Source organism: Ruegeria sp. CDSA089, assembly GCF_059612205.1.
Map to the genome: position 1 here is coordinate 202,265 of NZ_JBXWQD010000004.1, position 19,887 is coordinate 222,151.

The following is a 19,887-nucleotide window of genomic DNA, read 5'->3' on the forward strand; positions in this document are numbered from 1 at the left end:
ACTCCTTACTCTACCGCCCCGACAGCCAGGTCTTCGGCAGGAACCGAAGTGCTCATCGCGGGAAGGGAAATACTGTTCGGGGTATTGGACGTGACCGCCGGATTGCCCGAGGCCAACGCAGCCAGACCAGCCAGCGGCATTACGAAATTGAAATCTACATTGATCAGATCGGCCGTCACAACCGGGGTATAGGGGCCACCCAGGAAACCCAGACGGGTATCATGCGAATAGGTGAACTGAACGTTCTGTGGGCCTGTACCGGGCGGCAGCAGCGGACCGATCTGGTTCCAGATGCGCGCGCCGTATGGGGTTGAGGTATCCAGCGTGCAGGGCGCAGGCAGGTTGGGCACGGCGCAGATGCCGCCGTTGCGGCACAGAGCACCAAATCTTGTATTTGCAGGAGCACCGCCGGAAAGAGTATGTGTTGCAGGCAGCGCCCCGCATTGCGGCGGACCCACCGTCGCCAAACGGGCGGCCGTGTGCATCGCTTTTTGCGCCGCTGTTGTCGACCAGTACAGACGTCCGTAGTCAACGACCCCGAAAATCAGGAACAGAAACAACGGTATAACGATTGCCAGCTCGACCAAAGCTGCACCACGCTGATTGCGGGCAACGGCTTGTAGGATATGTGGAACCCGGGTCATACGCCATACACCCTGCTTTGATCTGCGATTTGGATATTCAGCGGGCCAATCCCGTCTCCAAAGAAGTCAAAAATTCCGCCAAATATCAGATCAATGCGCACATCGGCCGTAACCTCCACAACCGAGGTCGGATCAAGCCGATAGGTTCCAGAACGCGAAATGCAGGTTGGTGTTACGTCCACAATTGTCGCGCCGCCGGGGATGACCGTCGACCCGCCCAGCTGGTTCTGAACAATGTCCGTTGCCAGCGCGTCATAGGTTCCGACTGTGCCAGCCGCGCACAGATCCAGCGGTGCAATTCGGGCAATCATGCGCGAAGCATCACGCACCCCTGCCGAAGTCACCTGATGGATCCAGGTGATCCGGCCGCCTTCAATAATCACGGCCAGAAACAGCAGGATCAAGGGCATGACCATGGCGAATTCAACCATTGGGGCACCGGATTCGCAGCGCTTGAAGCGAGTGATATGGGACAGCAAACGTTTCACCGGTACAACCTCACGACATCGCGGAAGATACCTTCGTCAATACCGGTTCCGGCGCCACCGACCTGTTCGACCACTTCGACGTAGATATCGAAATCAGTTCCCGAGGTTTGCTCCAGTGGCTGGATCAGAAAGACTTTTACGAATTCCTGCACCGGCACGTCTACGGCGCGACCTACAACTGGATTGGCATCGCAATCGATAGCGGCGGCGATGAATGTGCGGCGATCAGGGTCAGGGTTCGTTGTGCTCGCACATTGCCGACGACCCGTTTCACTGCGTCCCTCAAGAATGTCACGGCCAGCGAACTTGGTAATCTCATCCAGATACATCTGGTAGCGCGTGTTGCCGGTAGGCAAGCTTATGGTCCCATCAGCAATCAGCGGATGCGGTTGCAGCGGGTTTAAAGGGTCTGTTCCAGTACCATAGTTCGTCGCCAAATAGGCGGCTCTCCCATCATCCCAGTCCCCATCACCGAAGCGGCCGGCACCTTCGGGCACCAATGTGGCGCAGTTTCCGGCATCAAAACAGTCGTCGCGCGGGAACGGCATGGTGTCATCTGAAATCGTTGGATTGTTTTTCAAGCACTGGCCGGTCGGATTCTCCCACCCAGCAATAACTTGAGGACCAGGGGCATAGGCCGGATCATTCCGCAAGCTGTTCATCGTTGCGAGGAATAAATCAAAACGAGAGTTATAGATGGCCGAACCAATACCGTTCCGTTGCCCCGGTTCCGTGTCCACCCCACGCTGCGACACACACTTAGTCAAGTTGCCCTCGGCGGCGATAAGACAGATATAAAGGCTTGATCCATTCAAACCCGCACAGGGGCCGTTGGGATTGATCCCAATATCTTGAGGGTCAAGAAAGCCGAAGTTTCCAGGACCCCAGGCCGAGTCGTTGCCACCGGTACGCAACTGGATAGCCTGACCGACATTTGCGTTAGCCGTCCAGCCGCCCGGAATGCAAAACATCAAGGGGGTCACGTCGCAGGCAAATCCCGTATACCCAGCAATCGCTGTCGCTCCGACTTGTTCATTGGGAACCGCAGCACCCAACAACGTTGCCAATCCACGGGCAAAAGGCAGGAAAACGGTTCGCGGCGTTGCTTGCACCTCGACCATGATGGCTGCACTCGCATCGTTGGTCAAAAACCCGTCTACCGCGTCATCATCATCCGGGTCGACAGCAGGGTCCGGCAAACCGGTCAGAAAGCGCAGGCTGAAATCGGCAGCCGAGTCCAGCGTCTGATCCCCATCGGCAAAGAACTGGCGATCCGCGATCATGTTCTCGGCGGCTGTACGAGCGCGGGTAATTGCGTCTGCATTGCCGTCAAGCTCACCCGCAGCGGCCAAAGCCACATGGTCGGCATAAGACTGCAGGTCGGTCTGGGTCGAGGCCATACGGCCAAGGTCAAAGGTCAGGGCGGCGAAGCCGAGGATCATAGCCAGGCAAAGTGCCACAAAAATCAGGATCGTTCCGTCTTCTTCTTTCTTGAACTTGGAAACAAAAGTCATCGTTAACCCTCCCTGACCCTGACTGGTATCAATTCACGGTGCTTGATGTATCCGTGACCGGGACCTCTTCTTCGGATGCTGTGATTTCAACTTCCGGCACCTCGTCGTCGGTTGCCGTAATTGTCACTTTTTCTTCCTGAATATCCGAAATACCGCGGCGCACTTTCACAACAGGTTGCGGGGCACCGTCTTCGACTGGTGATTTTTCCAGCAGGATGTCGCTGAGGCGAACGGCCTCAAGAGGTTTATTTTCAGTCTCATCCAGTGAACGCAGAGACAGGCTAAGCTGTCCGGCTTTTTGCGCCAAAGCCAGCCGCTGGCTTTGTTCCGGCGTCACCTCAACGGTGACGGTCCGCGCGATACCGGGCTGGTCGATCTCTTCATCCGCCTTTTGGTCAACACCGATGACGCGGATATTTTGAAGGATGGTTAAGGCACGCAGCGATGCATCCCTTCCTCGGGTCAAAACAATATCTACGAAGTCCCCCGGCGTTACAAATCCGCCAACGCCGGTTTGCGCGTTCACGCTGATCGCCATAGCGCGATTACCTTCGCCAATTGTTTGGACAATTGTCACTTTTTCACCAAATTCAGAGACTTTGGAAGCGAGTAGGATTTCACCTTGCGCGAGGGCACGCTTTGCTCGACGAGGCTCCCCGCCTGCGGCTGGCAGCACGTCATCAAAACTCGTGAATACTCCAACGGGGACCGACTCAGCGGGCCATTCGATAGTGGTTAACTTGTGGCCTTCAATCGGATTCCCAAATGGAATGTCTTCCGAAACAGCAACAACCCGAACGATACTTGCATCGGCCGCGGCTGCTTGATTTCGCGCCAATTGGTCTTGGGCCCAAAACACTGCGCCCCCTGCAAGACCGACGCCGAAGATAGTCATCAATAAAGATTTAATGCGCATTTTGCCCTCCAATTTCCGAAGTGAGCTTTGGCTGTCAGGTTTGGGCGATCTTCAAACGAACTGAGCAAATCAGCATTCACACTGACGCAATTTTTAGTAGTCGGTTTCAACTCACCCAAGCACATGTCTCAGGAGAGTTGGTTCTTTTTTCGCCTTTCAGCTTGAAAGCTTGGACCTAAAAGTCAGCCCATGGACCTATTAAACGAGCGCTCTGTCATCCAAAGGACTGAACTACACCCGAGTATTGAACTTGTAGCTTACGGAGTGGGAGTGGGGTTCCGCGCAGTGATCGCGCCATCCGCCTCAACAAAGTTAGAACTGGTGCTGTTCGCAACAGTGATCAGAACACCGCCACCTGCAACGATCGCAACCAGCAGGGCGATACCATATTCAACCAGGGTCGCACCGCGCTCGTCTTTACGCAGCTTTAGAAAGAACTTGCGAATAGTTTTCGACATAATTTTTACTCCAGACTGTTTTACCAAGTGCGAAATCCGCACGCTTACGAGGTACCAGGCAGCATCCCCGTTAATAAAATGTTTACCAGCCGTGAACCTTTAGAGCCTCCCCACAAACGAAAAGGTTTTCCCGTATAACGGGAATTTTTTGTCGTTTAAGGCGGATTTGTGACCTTGCTCTTGCGTTGAATCAGCGATTCGACCGGTGATTCCCGCTTATTTCACACCGCAAACACATTTATGGCCGATCTGAGGACACAGATCGGCCACATTTGCCCCCAATTCGCGGATTGGGTGTGCTACACGGTCACGCCTTGCAGGACCTGCTCGCGCGACAACTCCTGCCGCGATCCCTGCATCAAAATCTCACCGCGCCTCAGAACAACGAAGCGGTCGGCGAGGTCATAGGCGAAATCGAAATACTGCTCGACCAGAACGATCGCCATCTCACCTTTAGAGCGCAGATGACGAATGACCTCGCCGATCTGCTGGATGATGTTGGGCTGGATGCCCTCGGTCGGCTCATCCAGCAGCAACAGGCTGGGCTTGGTGATCAAAGCGCGGGCGATGGCCAACTGCTGTTGCTGGCCGCCTGAAAGGTCCCCACCGCGGCGGTTCTGCATTTTCTTGAGAACAGGGAACAGGTCAAAAATTTCGTCGGGGATAAAGTGTTCGCTGGACGGCAGGCAAGCAAAGCCGGTTTCCAGGTTTTCGCGCACGGTCAGCAGAGGAAAGATCTCGCGCCCCTGTGGAACGTATGCCACGCCCTTCCACGCCATTTTATGCGCCGGAAAGGGCGGGAGGGCCTCACCATTCAGCTCCAGCGTACCGCCAGAGCGGGGATGCGTGCCCGAGATTGCCTTGATCAGGCTGGTCTTTCCGACACCATTGGTGCCCATCACGCAGGTCACCTCACCCTGCGCGGCTTGCATCGAAACACCGTGCAGGATTTGCGAATGCCCGTAGTGCAGGGTCAGATCGTTCAGTTTCAGCATCGCCTAGCGCCCCAGATAGACGTCAATGACGTCCTGATTTGATGTCACGTGGTCCAGAGAGCCTTCGGCCAGAACCGAGCCCTCGTGCAACACAGTCACCTTGCAGTTCAGACGGCGGACAAACTCCATATCATGCTCCACCACAACCACGGCGCGGGTCTTGGCGGCCTGCACCAGAATATCGGTGGTGTGTTCGCGTTCCTGCGGGGTCATCCCGGCAGCGGGTTCGTCTACCAAAAGCAAGCGCGGCTCCTGTGCCAGAAGCATCCCAATCTCAAGCCATTGCTTCTGCCCGTGGCTGAGTTCGCCCGATTTGCGGGTCAACTCGTCCTTCAAGCCGATCTCGGCGGCCAGTTCCTCGACTTTCTCCAGATCGCCCTTTGAAGGGCGGTAGAACAGCACGCCCAACCATCCGCGTTTGTTCTTCAGCGCCATCAGCAGGTTTTCCTGCACGCTCTGGTCTTCGAACACGGTGGGTTTCTGGAATTTCCGCCCGATCCCGGCCTGCGCGATCTTGGCCTCACTCATGCGCAGTAGGGAAACGGATTTCTCGCCCCAGATGACGCGGCCTTCGTCGGGTCGGGTTTTGCCTGTGACGATATCCATGAAAGTGGTCTTGCCCGCACCGTTCGGCCCGATCACGGCGCGCAGTTCCGCGTTGCCGATCTGGAACGACAGGTTGTTGATGGCGCGGAACCCGTCAAAGGTGACGGAAACGCCGCTGACTTCTAGCAGAGTGCTCATTCCGTGGCCTCCTTTTCGCGCAACGCGCTTTCATCAGGCCCCAGGGCCGCACCGTGGCGCTGCGGTGCCCTGCGGTTGGTCCAGAGGTCGAACAGCCCCCCGATCCCTTGTGGGGCGAACAGTGTGACCAGCACGAAGGACACGCCCAGCAGCACCTGCCACCAGTCAACCCATTTGATTGTATAGAAGCCCAGCGGGATGTCCGGGGCCTGCCCGCCGGTGAACCATGTGCTAAGCAGACTGACGAACGCCGCGCCGATGACGGCGCCATACAGACGACCACGCCCGCCGATGGCGACCCATACCGCCAGATAGATCGAGGCGATGGGGGCCATCTCCTCGGGGTTGATAATGCCCGCCTGCGGATAATAGAGTGCGCCCGCGATGGCGGCGATGCAGGCGGTCAGAGTGAAGACGGCCAGCTTGTAGACCTCGACCGAATAGCCGAGGAACCGCACCCGCGCCTCGTTATCGCGGATGCCGCGAATGACCGAGCCGAACTTGCCCGACACCACCCATGCCGCCAGCAAATAGCCCAGCCCCAAGGCCAGTGCCGAGGCCCAAAGGAACCAGATCGACACCACGTCCTGCGAGACGGTGACACCCGGCAGGTTCTGTAGGCCCGACAGGCCATTGTTGCCGCGCAAGCCACTGTCGTTCTGAAACAGGTACAGCGCCAGTGCCAAAGTCATCGCTTGGGTCAGGATCGACAGGTAGACACCCGTGACACGGCTGCGGAAAGCGAGCCAACCGAAGATCAGCGCCAGAAGGCCCGGCACCAGCACGACCAGCGCCAGTTGCAGGAACAGGCTGTCCGAGAAGGCCCAGATCAACGGGAATTCGGACGACCCGACCACACCGAAGATCTGCGTGCCGATGGCGTCCACGACCTCGGATGACGTCGGAGGGATTTCGGCTTGCGACAGTGACTCGACGACGATCAGCCGCGTGCGTTCATACATCAGCCACATGCCGATCATGTAGCCGCCCAGCCCGAAAAAGGCGAAATGGCCCAGAGAAAGGATGCCGGTGAAGCCCCAGACCAGATCCATTGCTACGGCAATCAGGCAAAGGCACAGGGTTTTGCCCAGCGTCTTGACGAAACTGGTCGAGATCACGCCGATCCCGAACCCTTCGGACAGGACGGTGACGCCCAAAGTGAACAGGGACAGGATGGCCAGAAAGACCAGTACCGAGGGGTTTTTGGCAACAAAGCTGCGTTCCATGGCTCAATCCCCGGCCGCGCGGCCTTTGAGGGCGATGATACCCCTTGGCCGGAACTGGATGAAAATGATGATGAAGATGATCATGTAGGTCTGCGCTGCAAGGGTATTCGACGGGTTCATCCACTCGATCCCCTTTTGCAGGAAGCCGATCATGCCCGCACCAGCCAGAGCACCCCAGATGTTGCCGACACCCCCGACTACCACGGTCATGAAGCTTTGCACGATATAATCGCTGCCTAGGTCGGACGTGACCTTGGCGAACAACCCAATCGCAACCCCCGCGATCCCGGCGATGCCCGAGCCGAGGCCAAAGGTCAGCATGTTCACCCGCCCCGGGTTGATGCCCATCGACCCGGCCATGCGCGGGTTCTGCGTGACGGCGCGCATCTCAAGCCCCAGCCGCGTGCGTTTCATGATGTACAGGAACAGTCCCAGAAAGATCATCGCCAGAACGAAGATCGCGATACGGATGTAACTGATCGAGACCACATCGTTCAGCACCCATGCTCCGTCCAGCCAGCCCGGTGCAGTCAGTGGGCGGGCCTGCGTGCCAAAGATGTTCTTGGCCAGTTGTTGCAGCGCAATCGAGATACCAAACGTCGCCAGCAGAGTCTCCAGCGGGCGAGAATAAAGCCAACGGATCACCAGCCGCTCCATCGCGACGCCCATGGCGAAAGTGACGGCAAAGGCCATCGGGATGGCGACGATGATCGACAGCGTATGGTCGGGGATAAACTGCTGCACCACATAGCCGGTATAGGCGCCCATCATGATGAACTCGCCATGGGCCATGTTGATCACGCCCATCACGCCGAAGGTGATGGCAAGACCGATAGCGGCGAGGAAATAGATCGAGGCCAGAGAAATCGCGTCCAGCGTCAGGTCGAGGGTCTGGTTCAGGCCGACTTTTAGCTCGATCTGGTCCAACGCCTTTTCGGCGGCGGTTGTGACTTCGCCCGACGGCTCTGCATAGGTTTCAAAGAACACATGCGCGCCCAGCGCCGCGTCGACATCGGCTTGCGTGATCAACGCCGAAACGGTCCCGGCCTCGGCCAGCGCCGCATAAGCCTGCGTGCGGGCGATGTCGGTGTTCAGTTGCGCGACCGGAATGCCCCCAACGCGGCCTCCGTTGATATTGGCAGCCAACGCCGCACGGATGTCATCCGCTGAAACACGCGGCGCGGCCAGATCGCTGGTAACCAACAAGTCATAAGCGGCATCACGCGACAGGTCATTCGAGCCCGGTTGCAGTACACCGGCGATATTCACATCCGAAGGTAAATCTGTCGCCGTCTGCAGCTTGGTCACGACCAGAGGGTTCAAAGCCGCGCGCACGTCCACACCCAGATCGTCGGACATCTCCTCGATCGCGGCCACACGGGCTGCAGTATCTTCGTCGTAGCCGATGGTCAGCAACCGCTCGAGGCGTTGCTTCCGCGCTTTCAGATCGGCGTCGGGTTCGCCATCAATCGACGCGCGCAGCGGCTCAAGCAGAGCGCCCTCGGGATCGCGTTGGATAGACGTCAAAGCGGCCAGTCGTTTTGCACGATCCGGGTCGGTCAACTGGAATTGCACCAGCGCCGTGCCGATCATCGCGCGGATGCCACTATTGGGTTTCAACTGTTTCAGGTCGGATTTCTCAAACGTCCCGACGACCTCTCCGGTGTCGAAATCGGTCAGATCATACGACCGTCCTTCACCCTTTTTGCCGGCAAAGAACAGGCCGTCGGACTTACGCATCCACACGTTTTTGGCGGCCCATGTCTCAAGCATCACCTGCGCCTGCGGCAAACCACTGCTGGCAATCGCGTCAATCGCAGGCCCGATCGTCTTGCGCGAGCTTTTGGCGATGATCTCCTGATGCTCTTGCAGGATCGGTTGCAAACCGCCCTCTTGCGCGTTGGCAGTCAGGCAGGCGCACAGGATTGAGAGGCCCGCAAGGAATAGTCGTAACATGTGGTGAAACCCGAGGTGTCTTAGGGGCAAGGCGGGCGATCACACCCGCCTTGCGTGTCGTTTAGTAGTTCGACAACGTCTGAACGCAGGTCTTGGTCTCGGTGTTGTACATACCGCAGCCCAGCTCTTTCCAATCCGAGATCAGAACCGCCGATTCCGGCAGGAAGTCGGTCCAGGCATCACCCGGCACAACATCGGTCTCGCTGATGATATCGAACTGACCGTCTTCCTGAATCTCACCGATCAGAACCGGTTTGGCCAAGTGATGGTTCGGTAGCATGACTGCGGTTCCACCGGTCAGGTTCGGGAACTCCTGACCGTACATCGCGGCGCGCACATCGTCGACTTCGGTCGAGCCCGCCTCGGTCGCGGCATTCACCCACATGTTGAAGCCGATGTAATGCGCTTCCATCGGGTCGTTGGTCACGCGGTCTTCACCCATGGTGGCTTTCCACGTCTCAACGAATTCGGCGTTCACATCGGTATCTGCCGACTGGAAGTAGTTCCACGCGGCCAGGTGACCGACCAGGTTGGTGGTATCCAGACCCGAGAGTTCTTCCTCTCCGACCGAGAAGGCTACGACCGGAATGTCATCGGCTGAGACGCCCGCAGCCGCCAGTTCTTTGTAGAAGCCGATATTCGCGTCACCATTGATGGTCGAGATCACGCCGACTTTCTTACCATCCGCACCCAGCGCGACAACGTCAGCAACAATCTTGGACCAGTCGGAATGACCGAAGGGGGTGTAGTTGACGAAGATATCCTCGTCCGCGATGCCTTTACCCTTCAGATAGCTTTCCAGAATGTTGTTGGTGGTTCTGGGGTAGACATAGTCTGTGCCGAGCAGAGCGAATTTCTCGACCCCCAGTTCCTCCAGGAAATAGTCGGTCGCAGGGATTGCCTGCTGGTTCGGCGCGGCGCCGGTGTAGAAGACGTTCTTGGACGATTCTTCGCCCTCATACTGAACCGGGTAGAACAGCAGGCCGTTCAGTTCTTCGATCACCGGCAGAACCGATTTGCGGCTGACCGAGGTCCAGTTGCCGAAGATCACATCCACTTCATGCACGGTCAGCAGCTCGCGCGCCTTTTCAGCAAACAGCGGCCAGTCGGATGCGGGGTCGACGACAACCGCCTCAAGCTGTTTGCCCAGCAGGCCACCTTTGGCGTTTTGCTGGTCTATCAGCATCAACATGGTGTCTTTCAGCGTGGTTTCCGAAATCGCCATGGTGCCAGAAAGCGAGTGCAATACACCGACTTTGATCGTGTCTTCGGCAGACAGTGCAGCGGTCGCCATGGCGGCAAAGACAAGAGATCCGGCGAGCGTGGATTTGAGAGATGTCATATGATTCTCCTGGGCGGGGCCGGGAGAGAGGGCTTGCGCAGATACGCACTCTTCTTCTACCTGATCCCCGCAACTGTTGTTGCGATCCGTGTGGCGGTTGTGTCCGAGGTCCAATTCGCGCAGCCGTCACACACCCTCGGGGATCGTCCCCGTGGCGGGCACCCATACCGTTTCTGCATCGCAGAGAATTTGGCAAATAGTTGACAGATCATTTCCGACAATCCGCCTCATTTGTTTAATTTTCAGGCAGTCGTTAACCAATTCGCTCAAAAATTAATCCAATCCGCCGGATATTGGCCCAATTCCGACAAGGCAGAATAGAGTTCCGACGTCCAAACGGCGAAACAAGCGGCAGAACAAAGTGATCCGCAGGTGCGCCATTACACATCATGCCTCGATATTGCCCACGCAAGCCGCGACCCCGCCGCGCGCGCAAGGTGCGATTCGGCTGAGTGCCAAACGATTGGGCACATCCTCGGTTCTGGACGGGTTCCGGCAGTCGGGCTCGTTCAAGTGCCTGTTTCCGCGCACCGATGGCGACGCGTTGGACGCGGTGCTGCTGAACACCGCTGGCGGGATCACCGGCGGCGACAATTTCCGCTTTACCGGCCATGCGGGCGACGACACCACCCTGACGCTAACAACTCAGGCCTGCGAGCGCGCGTATAAAGCCAAACCTGGTCCCTCGGGCCAGATCGTGAACCACCTAAGCGTCGCTCCGGGTGCGCGGCTGAACTGGCTGCCGCAGGAAACCATCCTGTTTGACGGCAGCGCGCTGGAGCGCCGGTTGCAGATCGACCTTGCCCCGAAAGCCACCGCACTGATGGTAGAACCGCTGGTCTTTGGCCGCATGGCGATGGGCGAGACCCTGACCGATATCCGCCTGCGCGACCGGATCGAGATCCTGCGCGATGGCACCCCCCTGTTTCTCGACGCGATGCAGTTCACCGGTGATCTGCACGCCCATCTGTCCAAACCGCATATTGCAGGCGGTGCGGGGGCGATGGCGCTGGTGGCCTTTGTCTCACCCACAGCCGAGGGCCAGATCGACCCCATTCGCAGTATGCTGACTGACTCTGCCGGAGCCTCGCTGATCCAAGACGATCTGCTGGTGATCCGGGTGCTGGCCGAAAACAGCTTTAGCCTCCGCCGCACGCTGATGCCGATGCTACGGCGGCTGAACAATGACACGCTTCCCCGATGCTGGATGATCTGACATGAACCTGACCCCCCGAGAAAAAGACAAACTGTTGGTCGCCATGGCCGCCGAGGTCGCCCGCAAACGGCTGGCCCGCGGCGTCAAGCTGAACCACCCCGAGGCGATTGCGCTGATCACCGACGCCGTGGTCGAAGGAGCGCGCGATGGCCGATCGGTGGCTGACATGATGCAAGCCGGGGCCGAAGTGATCACCCGCGCGCAATGCATGGAAGGCGTGCCTGAGATGATCCACGAAGTTCAGGTCGAAGCCACCTTCCCTGATGGCACCAAACTGGTGACCGTCCACAACCCTATTCGCTAACAAAGGAACACAAATATGACCCGTATGCTCTTCCCAGCCCTGATCCTTGCTGGCCCTGCCGCTGCCCATACCGACACGCATATTCATGCGCACGGTACGGACTATGCCACTTTGGGCGTCGGTTTGGCGGTTGTCGCGCTGGCAGCTTTGGTCGTGATGACAAAGCTGAACAAATGATCCCCGGAGAGCTGTTCCCAGCCGAGGGTGAGATCACCCTGAACGCGAATGCCGAGGCGATCACCCTCATGGTCGCCAATACCGGCGACCGCCCGGTTCAGGTCGGCTCGCACTATCATTTCGCCGAAACCAACCCGGCGCTGGATTTCGACCGCACTGCCGCACATGGCCTGCGTCTGGACATCGCGCCGGGCACCGCCGTTCGGTTCGAACCCGGTCAGGCGCGCGAAGTCTCGCTGATCCCCATCGGGGGGGCGCGCAAGGTTTACGGGTTCAATCAAAAGGTCATGGGGTCGCTCTGATGCCAGCAACAATCAAACGCTCTGACTATGCCGCCATGTTCGGCCCCACCACCGGCGACAAACTGCGTCTGGCCGACACCGATCTGGTGATCGAGGTCGAACGCGACCTGACCGCAGAACGCGCGGGGGCCGCCGCAACCGGGGGGACCGGAGACAACGCGTTGCTTTACGGCGAAGAGGTCAAATTCGGCGGAGGCAAGGTGATCCGCGACGGGATGGGGCAGTCTCAGGCCACGCGTGCCGAGGGGGCCGTGGACACGGTCATCACCAACGCGCTGATCGTGGATCACTCTGGCATCTACAAGGCGGATGTGGGTCTGAAAGACGGACGCATCGCCAAGATCGGCAAGGCCGGCAATCCCGACACGCAGCCCGGTGTTGACATCATCATCGGCCCCGGCACCGAGGCCATCGCGGGCGAAGGGCGTATCCTGACCGCCGGCGGGTTCGACAGCCATATCCATTTCATATGCCCGCAACAGATCGAAGATGCGCTGCATTCCGGCCTGACCACCATGCTGGGCGGCGGCACTGGCCCGGCCCATGGGACGTTGGCCACCACCTGCACACCTGGCCCCTGGCATATCGGGCGGATGCTGCAAGCCGCCGACGCTTTCCCCATGAATTTGGCCTTTGCAGGCAAGGGCAACGCCTCGCTGCCCGCCGCGCTGGAAGAACAAGTCAACGCGGGGGCCTGTGCTCTGAAACTGCACGAGGATTGGGGCACAACCCCTGCCGCCATCGATTGCTGTCTCTCGGTGGCCGATGCGATGGACGTGCAGGTGATGATCCACACCGACACGCTGAACGAATCCGGCTTTGTCGAGAACACCGTGGGCGCCATGAAGGGCCGCACAATCCATGCCTTCCACACCGAGGGCGCAGGCGGCGGCCATGCCCCGGACATCATCAAGATCTGTGGCGAGAACCACGTTCTGCCCTCGTCCACCAACCCGACGCGCCCCTTCACCGTGAACACGGTCGAAGAGCATCTGGACATGCTGATGGTGTGCCACCACCTCGACAAATCCATCCCCGAGGACGTGGCCTTTGCCGAAAGCCGCATCCGGCGTGAAACCATCGCAGCCGAGGACATTCTGCACGACATGGGCGCGTTCAGCATCATCGCATCCGACAGTCAGGCCATGGGCCGCGTGGGTGAGGTTCTGATCCGCACGTGGCAGACCGCCGACAAGATGAAGAAACAACGCGGTCGCCTGCCCGAGGAAACCGGCGAAAACGACAATATTCGCGTGCGCCGTTATATCGCCAAATACACGATCAACCCGGCGATTGCCCACGGTCTAAGCCATCAGATCGGCAGCATCGAAGAAGGCAAACGCGCCGATCTGGTGCTGTGGAACCCAGCTTTCTTTGGGGTCAAACCCGAGATGGTTCTGCTGGGTGGCACCATTGCCTGCGCGCAGATGGGCGACCCTAATGCTTCGATCCCCACACCGCAGCCGGTCTATAGCCGGCCTATGTTTGGGGCCTATGGGCGCTCGGTCGAGCATTCGGCGATCACTTTCGTCTCGGGCGCGGCGCAGGCTGCGGGGATTGGTGATACACTGGGACTGGCAAAGCAAACCGTTGCCGTCGAAAACACCCGCAACATCGGCAAGCGCGACCTGCTGCTGAACAACGCCACACCGCAGGTGGAGGTTGATCCCGAAACCTACGAAGTCCGCGCCGATGGCGAATTGCTGACCTGCCAACCGGCCGAGGTTCTGCCGATGGCCCAGCGGTACTTTATGTTTTGACCAAAAATTGTGCTGCGTTGCGGCATTTGCAACGCGGCCATGACCAAAAACCCACTACTCAATGAGGCTGACATGACACATTTTCACGCTCATGGGAGGACCAACGGAAACGAGGGTCCAAATGGCACATTCAGCAACGCACACTCCGGCACGGGTTTCACTGCCCGGCCTGATCTCATCCACCCTATCGCGGATCTATTTGGCAATGATCCGTGTGGCCGAAGCCCAGACACGCGTACGGCAAGTCGAATTCCTGCAGTCGCTCAGCGACGAAGAACTTCGCAAACGTGGACTGACACGGGATCGGATCGTTCACCGGGTATTCGCGGACTCGATCTGGCTCTGAAAATCTCCGCTGCAGAGGGGGCAAGCATATGACCGCCCTACTCTGCACCGCGCGCCAATATTCGAACCACTCACATGGTGAACCGGCCGATCATCTGTCGCTGACCTATGAAGACCGCTTTCTGCGCCGCAAGGTTCTGACCTGCGACAGCGGCGAGCAAATTCTGATCGACCTCGCCCAGACCACCTCGCTGGATCACGGTGGCGCGCTTGTCCTTGATGATGGGCGCGAGGTGGTCATTCAGGCCGCCCCCGAAGCATTGCTGGAAGTCACCGCACCTGACCTGACCCGCATCGCCTGGCATATCGGCAACCGTCATACGCCCTGCCAGGTCGAAACCGAGCGTCTGCTGATACAGATCGATCACGTCATTCGCGATATGTTGCTGAAGCTTGGCGCCACGGTGCGAGAGGTGCGCGAACCTTTCACCCCCGAAGGTGGGGCCTATGGCCACGGCAGGACCCATGGCCACGCCCACTGACACCGACATACTGACGCTGGCGCAATGGCTCTCACCTGCCTACCCCGTAGGCGGATTTGCCTATTCGCATGGGCTGGAATGGGAAATCGAGAGCGGCAGCGTTTCCTCGGTCGCCGAAACAGGCGCGTGGATTGCCGATGTCGTCGAGTTCGGCACGGGGCGCAACGATTGTATCTTGCTGTCGGCGGCATATGCCGCTCCGGCAGTTGCTCTGGCCGAAATCGATCAAACCGCACGCGCCTTCTGTCCCTCATCCGAGCGTCTGCGGGAAACACGTCTTCTGGGTGAGGCGTTCAGCGGGCTTACAGCCGATGTCTGGTCGCTTGACCTGCCACCCCTGACCTATCCTGTCGCGCTGGGCCATGCCGCCGGACTGTGGGGGCTGCCCTTGGCGCTGACCGCGCAGATGTACCTTCAGGCATTCATGTCGAACCTGGTCGCCTGCGCGACACGTCTTGTGCCGTTGGGCCAGACAGAAAGCCAGCGGTTGATCCGGGATTTGACCCCGTTGTGCCAACGCGTCGCAACGGGTGCTCTTGCAGCTAAAATGGACGACCTTGGCGCGACCGCCTTCTTGTCCGACATCGCGTCGATGAAACACGAAACCCAATATTCAAGGATGTTCCGAACATGACCAGTATGAACGGCCCCCTACGCGTGGGCATCGGAGGCCCCGTGGGTGCAGGCAAAACCACCCTGACCGCCGCTCTGGCAGAGGCACTGCGCGACAAGCTTTCGGTGGGCGTGATCACCAACGACATCTACACCCGCGAAGATGCCGAAGCGCTTATGCGCATGCAGATCCTGCCGCAGGACCGGATCATCGGTGTCGAGACCGGAGGTTGCCCCCACACGGCGATCCGCGAGGATGCTTCGATCAACCTTGCCGCCGTGGCCGAAATGCAGGACCGCCATCCGGAGGTCGATTTGGTGCTGATCGAAAGCGGTGGCGACAATCTGTCAGCCACATTCAGCCCGGAACTTGCGGATGTGACGCTTTACGTAATCGACGTTGCCGCTGGCGAGGAAATCCCGCGCAAAGGCGGCCCCGCGATCACCAAATCCGACATTCTGATTATCAACAAAACCGACCTGGCACCGCATGTCGGCGCATCGTTGGACGTCATGAACCGCGACGCGACACGGATGCGCAGCGGCAGACCTTTCGTATTTGCGTCACTTCGAAATCGCAAAGGGGTGGATGATATCGTGTCTCTCCTTGCTCGGATCGGAGGCCTGCCAACACTCATGGTGGCAACCGAGCCGGAAACGGTCTGAGGTTTACACCCGCAAACTTGGCTTTGCGCTAAGCCGGATAAGCGTGTCCGGTTTGGCGCACCTTTGGCCATTTACTTGCGTTAAACAGCTTCTTCTCTAGACCGACTTCCCCTCGCAAAGACGGCGACTATCGTTTTCCGGCGACAATCCTGTCAAGGATCAGAGCGCAGAACAAGATCGCTAGACCGGCAAGAATGCCTTGTCCTGCTGCCGCGTATTGCAGAGCTTCAAGCACATCTTCACCCAGCCCTTTGGCACCGATCAGTGAGGCCACAACCACCATCGCCAGAGACAGAAGAATAGTCTGGTTCACCCCTGCCATGATGGTCTTGGCCGCAAGCGGAAGATCGACACGCCACAGCAAATAGCGCGGTGTCGCACCAAACGCCAATGCGGCTTCGCGTACGGTTTCAGGCACTTGTTGAAGCCCGAGTACAGTAAAGCGGATGACCGGTGGGCTGCCAAAGATCATGGTCGCGACGACACCCGCGGGTTTGCCCGATCCGATAAATGCAACAACCGGGATCAGGTAAACAAAGCTTGGCATGGACTGCATGAAATCGAGGATCGGACGAACAATTGCAAATGCCTTGGGACGACGGGCGCAATAGATCCCAAGTGGGATGCCAAGCGTGATCGAGATCAACGCCGCAGCCCCTAACAATGCAATGGTTGTCATTGCTTTTTCCCAGAAATCGAGCAAACCCAAATATGCGAGCGCAGCCCCGGTGAAAATGGCAACGCGAGCACCAGCAGTGAGATAGGCCAGCAACACGATGACAAGCCCGACTACGGGCCACGGGGTTTGCACAAGAATAACCTCTATGCAGTCAAGAAGGGTTCTCATGCCGAATGTCAGACTGTCAAAAAAACCGCGTCCAGTGGTTTTGGTCCAATCAAACACGGCCTGAACGCCATCGCCGACGGTCAATCTCCAGGTGCGATCCGTGGGAAAGGACTTCAGCACAGCAAACGCATCGGGCTGGGCAAACTTAATCACCGACAGGCTCACAACGCTGCCAAAGAGAAACACAGCGATCAGCAGACGCTGGGGTGACCACCCACTGGCTGCGCTTCGGTCCGAGCGCCACCGCGCGAACTGGCCTTCAAGCGTCCAGTTGGCAAGAGCGGCTTGGATAAATTTGAACGCCACCAACAACAGCAGCCCAACAATAATGAATCCAAGTCCAGTCGCATCCGCCTGAACCGCCGCGTCCTGAGCTTGTGCCAGAGCTGTTTCCAGTGACTCTGCAGCCCGTTTCAAGGAATCCAGAGATGATGCCCCTGTTTGCTCAGCGACTGCGATCTGTTCACGACGAAGGTCGAGCGTCTCTCCGATTTTTTCCGCGCGCTGCCGGGCTTCGCGGCCAAGATCCCCAAAAAGACCTTTGCCAATCTGAATATAGGCAAAGGTTTCCAGCACCATAAAGCTCAGAAACCACGACCAAAGACCGCGCGCGCCAAACCAGAGCGGCCCAAGGATTGCAGCGGCCAGATTCAGCGTGAAGCGATAGCCAGGGGCTTCCATCATATAGGCAAATGTTTTGCGGTAGTAATCCGCGCCGTTGCCAACAAATTCTTCGACCAGACGGCCCAGTCTTTCGGCGGTTTCCGGTTTAATATCCGACATGCCAGTCCTCACGCCTGATTTTGTTGAATTGCGCGGATAAGGCCGGTGCGATTGATCACTCCGACTGTCTTGCCATCATCGACGACGGCAACAATCCCATGTCCTTCGACGCACAGGTTCATGAGTTCGTCCAGATCCATCTCAGGATGCGCTTGATGAGGGTCATCGGGTATGGGACCGTTCTGGGCCTCGTGTTCATCAACAGGTGTCATGACGGAATGTGCAAAGATCATGTGAAGCTTTGATATTCCGGCGACGAAGTCCGCGACATAGTCATCTGCGGGGTTAAGGATGATCTCTTCCGGGGTGCCCACCTGCACGATGCGCCCATCCTTCATGATTGCAATTCGGTGACCAATGCGAATTGCCTCGTCTAGGTCATGGGTGATGAACATCGTTGTCTTGTTCAACTCGCGGCTCAGCGCCATGAACTGATCCTGCAACTGTTTGCGGATCAATGGATCAAGCGCAGAAAAAGGCTCGTCCATCAGCAGGATTTCCGGATCCGACGCAATGGCGCGGGCCAACCCGACGCGCTGCTGCATCCCGCCCGACAGTTCATGCGCATATTTGTCTTCCCAACCGGTCAGCTCCACCAGGTTAAGGACACGCTCGGCCTCTTCCCAGCGCCGCGCCTTACCTGTACCGCGAATTTCAAGCGGCATCGCCACATTGTCTCGCACGGTCCGATGCGGCATCAGGCCAAAATTCTGGAATACCATGGCGACGCGACGATTGCGCAAGTCCCGCAATCCTTCGGGCCCCAAACCCATGACATCTTCGCCATCAAGCAGGATCTCACCTGCAGTCGGCTCCAAAAGCCGATTGACGTGACGTACCAAGGTCGATTTGCCCGATCCAGACAGCCCCATGACGCAGAAAAGCTCTCCGCGTTCGATCTCAAAGCTGGCATCGGCGACACCTACAACGCAGTTAAATCGTTCAAGAACCTCAGGTTTTCCCAACCCTTCCGCGTGAATGGCCGCAAGTGCTTCTTTTGAACGATCCCCAAAAACTTTCCACACGCCTCGTGCGTCGATGGCTATATCTTTGGCCATGGCTCCACCCAGAAAATGATAGTGCGTGCCGACGGCGCTGCCCGCCGTCGGCGATTTCGATCAAGCCCGGTTTAGTTTAGGCCCAGCCATCCATCCACGGTGTCCCCATTCTCGGCAATCCATGCGGCGACTACTTCGGAAATGTCGCCACCCTGAACAACGACCTTGTAGGTGAGCTCCGACAGCGCATCCGAATCCATGTCGATATTTGCCAATAGCGACGCGGCTGCAGGGTTCCGTTCGTTCAACGAGTTCGAGTAGGCAACCTTGACGGTTTTAACAACGTCGCCGCTGGTGATCTTCGATTTGGCATACCAATCCGCGTCATCACCGGGCTGAATAATCGTGTATTCATCAGGGTTGTGGGGCGGTTCTTCGATCATCGTCATATCGTAAAGCGCATGAACATAGTGCGGTTTATAGCAATAAAAGACGACACCCTCTTCGTTCGACACTGCATCCTTCAAGCGTGCGTAGAAGACGGTTTCGTCTTCAGTGCTCGGCTCAAGAAATGTCTCGACGCCGTAGTCGCGCACTTTGACCCGGTGCACGTTGGTCGACGCCCATCCCGAAGCACCGATCCAGATCTCACCCTTACCGTCACCATTGGCGTCATAGAGTTGCTGAGCGTCCGGGGTCGCCAGATCAAAGATGGATTTGATGTTGTGCTTTTCGGCCATGTAAGTCGGGGTGCAGAAGCCGGCTTTACCTTCGTATGAACCAGACGAAAGAGACACCGTGCCCTTTTCATCCACATACTCATCCGTGAAGGACGACTGGTTTGGCAGCCAGACATCCGGGTGCACGTCAATGTCACCACGCCCGCCGTCCATCGCGGCGAAAATGACGGCATTCGCACCGGGGGCATAGCCCACTTCGCCGCCTAGACGACCTTCGATAATCTGGCCAATCACGTTGGCCATGATCTTTGCTCCGGGCCAGCTCGGCTCACCAATCATTACCTTTTCTTGCGCAAATGCACTGGTTGCGCTGAGGCTTAGCACAATGGCTGTTGAAATTTTAGTTAACGTTTTCATCCTGTTGGTTCTCCT

Annotated in this window: 22 protein-coding genes; 9 read left to right on the forward strand and 13 right to left on the reverse strand. The window is 58.1% G+C overall.

Going from position 1 to position 19,887, the window contains the following annotated elements:
* Positions 1-5: 5 nt before the first annotated feature.
* From AC2FJ6_RS11880 to urtA, 10 genes are all read right to left on the reverse strand, one after another.
* Positions 6-644, reverse strand: a complete 639-nt coding sequence (locus tag AC2FJ6_RS11880; protein ID WP_170773804.1) for a TadE/TadG family type IV pilus assembly protein — start codon at positions 642-644, stop codon at positions 6-8.
* Positions 641-1,132 (reverse strand): TadE/TadG family type IV pilus assembly protein, encoded by a 492-nt coding sequence (locus AC2FJ6_RS11885; protein ID WP_170773802.1) that lies wholly within the window; start codon positions 1,130-1,132, stop codon positions 641-643. Before AC2FJ6_RS11885 ends, AC2FJ6_RS11880 begins: the two co-directional genes overlap by 4 nt.
* Positions 1,129-2,646, reverse strand: coding sequence for a pilus assembly protein TadG-related protein (locus AC2FJ6_RS11890; protein WP_170773800.1), 1,518 nt, complete (start codon positions 2,644-2,646; stop codon positions 1,129-1,131). The genes AC2FJ6_RS11885 and AC2FJ6_RS11890 overlap by 4 nt, the downstream gene beginning before the upstream one ends.
* Before the next feature lie 28 nt (positions 2,647-2,674).
* Entirely contained in the window at positions 2,675-3,562 is an 888-nt protein-coding gene (gene cpaB, locus AC2FJ6_RS11895) for a Flp pilus assembly protein CpaB (protein WP_496669118.1), read from the reverse strand.
* A gap of 257 nt (positions 3,563-3,819) precedes the next feature.
* Positions 3,820-4,020: a Flp family type IVb pilin gene (locus AC2FJ6_RS11900; protein WP_496669120.1), complete on the reverse strand. Its 201-nt coding sequence runs from the start codon at positions 4,018-4,020 to the stop codon at positions 3,820-3,822.
* Between the two features lie 299 nt (positions 4,021-4,319).
* Positions 4,320-5,015, reverse strand: a complete 696-nt coding sequence (gene urtE, locus AC2FJ6_RS11905; protein WP_496669122.1) for an urea ABC transporter ATP-binding subunit UrtE — start codon at positions 5,013-5,015, stop codon at positions 4,320-4,322.
* Between the two features lie 3 nt (positions 5,016-5,018).
* On the reverse strand, positions 5,019-5,759 hold the full coding sequence (gene urtD / locus AC2FJ6_RS11910) for an urea ABC transporter ATP-binding protein UrtD (RefSeq protein ID WP_496669124.1): 741 nt from the start codon (positions 5,757-5,759) through the stop codon (positions 5,019-5,021).
* On the reverse strand, positions 5,756-6,985 hold the full coding sequence (gene urtC / locus AC2FJ6_RS11915) for an urea ABC transporter permease subunit UrtC (protein WP_170773790.1): 1,230 nt from the start codon (positions 6,983-6,985) through the stop codon (positions 5,756-5,758). The genes urtD and urtC overlap by 4 nt, the downstream gene beginning before the upstream one ends.
* Positions 6,986-6,988: 3 nt before the next feature.
* The gene (gene urtB / locus AC2FJ6_RS11920; RefSeq protein ID WP_170773787.1) at positions 6,989-8,941 is read right to left on the reverse strand and encodes an urea ABC transporter permease subunit UrtB; all 1,953 of its coding nucleotides are present in this window, start codon (positions 8,939-8,941) and stop codon (positions 6,989-6,991) included.
* Positions 8,942-9,002: 61 nt separating this feature from the next.
* Positions 9,003-10,283, reverse strand: a complete 1,281-nt coding sequence (gene urtA / locus AC2FJ6_RS11925) for an urea ABC transporter substrate-binding protein (protein WP_170773785.1) — start codon at positions 10,281-10,283, stop codon at positions 9,003-9,005.
* 361 nt (positions 10,284-10,644) lie between these two features.
* Here urtA and AC2FJ6_RS11930 point away from each other — a divergent pair, with 361 nt between their 5' ends.
* The 9 genes from AC2FJ6_RS11930 (at position 10,645) to ureG (ending at position 16,147) form a co-directional block, all read left to right on the forward strand.
* The gene (locus AC2FJ6_RS11930; RefSeq protein ID WP_496669126.1) at positions 10,645-11,499 is read left to right on the forward strand and encodes an urease accessory protein UreD; all 855 of its coding nucleotides are present in this window, start codon (positions 10,645-10,647) and stop codon (positions 11,497-11,499) included.
* A gap of 1 nt (position 11,500) precedes the next feature.
* Entirely contained in the window at positions 11,501-11,803 is a 303-nt protein-coding gene (locus AC2FJ6_RS11935; RefSeq protein WP_152460019.1) for an urease subunit gamma, read from the forward strand.
* 15 nt (positions 11,804-11,818) lie between these two features.
* Positions 11,819-11,980: a hypothetical protein gene (locus tag AC2FJ6_RS11940; RefSeq protein WP_170773783.1), complete on the forward strand. Its 162-nt coding sequence runs from the start codon at positions 11,819-11,821 to the stop codon at positions 11,978-11,980.
* Positions 11,977-12,282, forward strand: a complete 306-nt coding sequence (locus AC2FJ6_RS11945; RefSeq protein WP_496669128.1) for an urease subunit beta — start codon at positions 11,977-11,979, stop codon at positions 12,280-12,282. Before AC2FJ6_RS11940 ends, AC2FJ6_RS11945 begins: the two co-directional genes overlap by 4 nt.
* A complete protein-coding gene (gene ureC, locus AC2FJ6_RS11950) occupies positions 12,282-14,042 on the forward strand; it encodes an urease subunit alpha (RefSeq protein ID WP_170790651.1) in 1,761 nt (586 codons plus the stop codon). Before AC2FJ6_RS11945 ends, ureC begins: the two co-directional genes overlap by 1 nt.
* Positions 14,043-14,163: 121 nt before the next feature.
* The gene (locus AC2FJ6_RS11955; protein WP_496669130.1) at positions 14,164-14,388 is read left to right on the forward strand and encodes a hypothetical protein; all 225 of its coding nucleotides are present in this window, start codon (positions 14,164-14,166) and stop codon (positions 14,386-14,388) included.
* Between the two features lie 28 nt (positions 14,389-14,416).
* Positions 14,417-14,869, forward strand: a complete 453-nt coding sequence (locus AC2FJ6_RS11960) for an urease accessory protein UreE (RefSeq protein ID WP_170773775.1) — start codon at positions 14,417-14,419, stop codon at positions 14,867-14,869.
* Positions 14,835-15,503 (forward strand): urease accessory protein UreF, encoded by a 669-nt coding sequence (locus AC2FJ6_RS11965; RefSeq protein WP_237215920.1) that lies wholly within the window; start codon positions 14,835-14,837, stop codon positions 15,501-15,503. The genes AC2FJ6_RS11960 and AC2FJ6_RS11965 overlap by 35 nt, the downstream gene beginning before the upstream one ends.
* The gene (gene ureG / locus AC2FJ6_RS11970) at positions 15,500-16,147 is read left to right on the forward strand and encodes an urease accessory protein UreG (RefSeq protein WP_170773773.1); all 648 of its coding nucleotides are present in this window, start codon (positions 15,500-15,502) and stop codon (positions 16,145-16,147) included. The genes AC2FJ6_RS11965 and ureG overlap by 4 nt, the downstream gene beginning before the upstream one ends.
* A gap of 127 nt (positions 16,148-16,274) precedes the next feature.
* Here ureG and AC2FJ6_RS11975 read toward each other — a convergent pair whose 3' ends face one another.
* From AC2FJ6_RS11975 to AC2FJ6_RS11985, 3 genes are all read right to left on the reverse strand, one after another.
* Complete coding sequence (locus AC2FJ6_RS11975) at positions 16,275-17,777, reverse strand: ABC transporter permease (protein ID WP_170773771.1); 1,503 nt, start codon at positions 17,775-17,777, stop codon at positions 16,275-16,277.
* A gap of 8 nt (positions 17,778-17,785) precedes the next feature.
* Positions 17,786-18,835 carry a quaternary amine ABC transporter ATP-binding protein gene (locus AC2FJ6_RS11980; protein WP_170790642.1) on the reverse strand — a complete coding sequence of 350 codons (1,050 nt, stop codon included), beginning with the start codon at positions 18,833-18,835 and terminating at the stop codon, positions 17,786-17,788.
* Positions 18,836-18,906: 71 nt separating this feature from the next.
* A complete protein-coding gene (locus AC2FJ6_RS11985; protein ID WP_170773767.1) occupies positions 18,907-19,872 on the reverse strand; it encodes an ABC transporter substrate-binding protein in 966 nt (321 codons plus the stop codon).
* Positions 19,873-19,887: the final 15 nt, after the last annotated feature.

Coding starts and splice junctions, on each gene's coding strand:
- AC2FJ6_RS11880 (WP_170773804.1), bottom strand. CDS start 644: ATGACCCGGGTTCCACATATCCTACAAGCCGTTGCCCGCAATCAGCGT.
- AC2FJ6_RS11890 (WP_170773800.1), bottom strand. CDS start 2,646: ATGACTTTTGTTTCCAAGTTCAAGAAAGAAGAAGACGGAACGATCCTG.
- cpaB (WP_496669118.1), bottom strand. CDS start 3,562: ATGCGCATTAAATCTTTATTGATGACTATCTTCGGCGTCGGTCTTGCA.
- AC2FJ6_RS11900 (WP_496669120.1), bottom strand. CDS start 4,020: ATGTCGAAAACTATTCGCAAGTTCTTTCTAAAGCTGCGTAAAGACGAG.
- urtE (WP_496669122.1), bottom strand. CDS start 5,015: ATGCTGAAACTGAACGATCTGACCCTGCACTACGGGCATTCGCAAATC.
- urtD (WP_496669124.1), bottom strand. CDS start 5,759: ATGAGCACTCTGCTAGAAGTCAGCGGCGTTTCCGTCACCTTTGACGGG.
- urtC (WP_170773790.1), bottom strand. CDS start 6,985: ATGGAACGCAGCTTTGTTGCCAAAAACCCCTCGGTACTGGTCTTTCTG.
- urtB (WP_170773787.1), bottom strand. CDS start 8,941: ATGTTACGACTATTCCTTGCGGGCCTCTCAATCCTGTGCGCCTGCCTG.
- urtA (WP_170773785.1), bottom strand. CDS start 10,283: ATGACATCTCTCAAATCCACGCTCGCCGGATCTCTTGTCTTTGCCGCC.
- AC2FJ6_RS11935 (WP_152460019.1), top strand. CDS start 11,501: ATGAACCTGACCCCCCGAGAAAAAGACAAACTGTTGGTCGCCATGGCC.
- AC2FJ6_RS11940 (WP_170773783.1), top strand. CDS start 11,819: ATGACCCGTATGCTCTTCCCAGCCCTGATCCTTGCTGGCCCTGCCGCT.
- AC2FJ6_RS11945 (WP_496669128.1), top strand. CDS start 11,977: ATGATCCCCGGAGAGCTGTTCCCAGCCGAGGGTGAGATCACCCTGAAC.
- ureC (WP_170790651.1), top strand. CDS start 12,282: ATGCCAGCAACAATCAAACGCTCTGACTATGCCGCCATGTTCGGCCCC.
- AC2FJ6_RS11955 (WP_496669130.1), top strand. CDS start 14,164: ATGGCACATTCAGCAACGCACACTCCGGCACGGGTTTCACTGCCCGGC.
- AC2FJ6_RS11960 (WP_170773775.1), top strand. CDS start 14,417: ATGACCGCCCTACTCTGCACCGCGCGCCAATATTCGAACCACTCACAT.
- AC2FJ6_RS11965 (WP_237215920.1), top strand. CDS start 14,835: ATGGCCACGGCAGGACCCATGGCCACGCCCACTGACACCGACATACTG.
- ureG (WP_170773773.1), top strand. CDS start 15,500: ATGACCAGTATGAACGGCCCCCTACGCGTGGGCATCGGAGGCCCCGTG.
- AC2FJ6_RS11975 (WP_170773771.1), bottom strand. CDS start 17,777: ATGTCGGATATTAAACCGGAAACCGCCGAAAGACTGGGCCGTCTGGTC.
- AC2FJ6_RS11980 (WP_170790642.1), bottom strand. CDS start 18,835: ATGGCCAAAGATATAGCCATCGACGCACGAGGCGTGTGGAAAGTTTTT.
- AC2FJ6_RS11985 (WP_170773767.1), bottom strand. CDS start 19,872: ATGAAAACGTTAACTAAAATTTCAACAGCCATTGTGCTAAGCCTCAGC.